Origin of the sequence: Microcystis sp. LEGE 08355 (assembly GCF_015207185.1) — a bacterium.
In the GTDB taxonomy this organism is placed as follows: domain Bacteria; phylum Cyanobacteriota; class Cyanobacteriia; order Cyanobacteriales; family Microcystaceae; genus Microcystis; species Microcystis panniformis.
This window is the reverse complement of record NZ_JADEXI010000756.1, coordinates 1-1,914: the sequence shown is the minus strand read 5'-3', so window position 1 is coordinate 1,914 and position 1,914 is coordinate 1. Positions and strand designations below refer to the sequence as shown.

Genomic DNA, 1,914 nt, shown 5'->3' with positions numbered 1-1,914 from the left:
CCTAGAAGAGATTCCCCCCGGCAGCGGCAGTTTTAACGATGTGGACGCGACGCGTTGGAGTGCCAAAAAAATCCAATGGGCCCGGGCCAATGGTATTGTTGCCGGCAAAGCTAACGGCGAATTCCGTCCCACCGACCCCATCACCAGGGCCGAATTGATGGCGATTCTCAAACAGGCCGCCACCTACCTGAAAACTCAGCAAAAACAAGCCCCCAATTTAGCCCAAACTAAAACCCCCGTCAATTTTTCCGATACTTCCGGTCATTGGGCCGCCGATTTAATTACCCAGATGTCGGGATTTTGCGGTGTGGCCTCTCCCTTGAACGAACAGGGTAGTGCTTTTGTACCAAATGATCCCGCCCGTCGTAACTATGCGGCTGCTGCGATCGTCCGTACCCTCGATTGTGTTAAAACCGCCAAAAAATAAGTAGGGTTTGCGGCAAAAAGTTTTTCCTAGGAGTAGGTTGTGGGGTTTCACCCATTTTTGGGTGGTCAATTACCTAAAATTCAGGGAAAAAGTCCCTGAATTTTCCCCCCGCTCACTCCCAGGCCCGGCACTGTTTGATCTCAAAAAGGCCTAAAGATATTATCCAATTACTGATGACTGATGACTGATGACTGATTACTGATTACTGATCACTGATTACTGATTGTGGTTGTTAATTTTTACCTTAAATGTCGGCTTGAAGGAACCCTCGGTTTCACTGACGAGATGAAAAACCGACCAGCATAAAACAGCGAAGCACAACTAATATTCAGGGGAATCCTGATTCTCGACATATTTCTTAAGTTGGTCTATTGTGACACCGCCACAACTAGCCACAAAATATGCCCCTGTCCACAAAATTCTCTTATCTTGACCATATATCTCTTTCAAGTGGTCTGAAAAGTTATCCCACATCAGCTGGCAAGAAGTTGATTTTAAGTTAGCGATTAGACTACTTAACAGCTTATGGGGTGGGTAAGTCAGAAGGATATGGATATGGTCTGATTCTCCGTTAATCTCTATTATCTTCGCCTCCCATTTCTCAGCTATGTTTTGAAAAACTATTCTCAAAAACTCTAAATGCTTTTTCTGGAATACTTTCCGATGATATTTTGTCACAAGAACTATATGTACGGTGAGATTAAAAGTGGCTCTACGAGTCTTAAAATAATTAGCCTTCATGCTATTGACACTTTTTACAATGAATTACTATACTCATAATATAAGTGGGTCGGTGGAATTAAATATAAGATGAACGTAGGTTGGGCTTCGGCCGTGAGCTTTTGCCGAACGGTTGAAGCATGAAACCCAACCTACGTTCATGTTACGCTACCGCTAACCCATCCTACAAATAATTGTGCCTCCCTACTTAACACATTGAGAGGTCGAATCGATGCGAGTCATAGAGTTTAAGTTAAAAGTCAATCCTTCCCAAAAGATAGCCATTCAAGAGGCTATCAGGGTGGGACAGTTTATTCGGAACAAATGTCTAAGATTTTGGATGGACTCTACCAAAGAAGATCAGGTTAACTATGGTACTTTGTGTAGGCTAACTACCGAATTATCTAATAGTCCTGAATTTCCTTTTGTCGGTAAACTCAACTCTATGGCTCGTCAAGCAAGTGCCGAAAGAGCTTGGTTTTCTATATCCCGTTTCTACGACAATTGTCAAAGGGGTTTGGCAAAAAAAGGCTATCCCAAATTCAAAAAAATTTCAAGATATGTCGAGTACAAAACTTCTGGTTGGAAACTAATAGAAGACAAAAAGTTTATCCACATCACGGATAAAACAGGGATAGGAAAATTAAAGTTAATCGGCACTTTTAACCGTGAGATTCTCGATAAATCTACTATCAAAAGAGTCAGGCTTATTAAACGAGCCGATGGCTTTTATTGTCAATTTGTCTTAGACATTGAGAGAGTAGAAA

General features: G+C 42.1%; 3 protein-coding genes. 2 read left to right on the top strand and 1 reads right to left on the bottom strand.

Annotated elements, in window-relative coordinates; translation table 11 throughout:
- Positions 1 to 427 (top strand): S-layer homology domain-containing protein (locus tag IQ242_RS23735; RefSeq protein ID WP_193961645.1); only part of this gene is annotated, 427 nt, incomplete at its 5' end.
- A 321-nt stretch (positions 428 to 748) separates the two neighbouring features.
- Here IQ242_RS23735 and tnpA read toward each other — a convergent pair.
- Positions 749 to 1,168 carry an IS200/IS605 family transposase gene (gene tnpA, locus IQ242_RS27315; protein ID WP_193961644.1) on the bottom strand — a complete coding sequence of 140 codons (420 nt, stop codon included), beginning with the start codon at positions 1,166 to 1,168 and terminating at the stop codon, positions 749 to 751.
- Positions 1,169 to 1,379: 211 nt separating this feature from the next.
- Here tnpA and IQ242_RS23725 point away from each other — a divergent pair.
- The coding region (locus IQ242_RS23725) for a transposase (RefSeq protein ID WP_193961643.1) at positions 1,380 to 1,914 on the top strand (535 nt) is incomplete at its 3' end.

What these genes read in the sequence shown, in the direction of transcription:
- tnpA (WP_193961644.1), bottom strand. Translation starts at nt 1,168, where the DNA reads ATGAAGGCTAATTATTTTAAGACTCGTAGAGCCACTTTTAATCTCACC.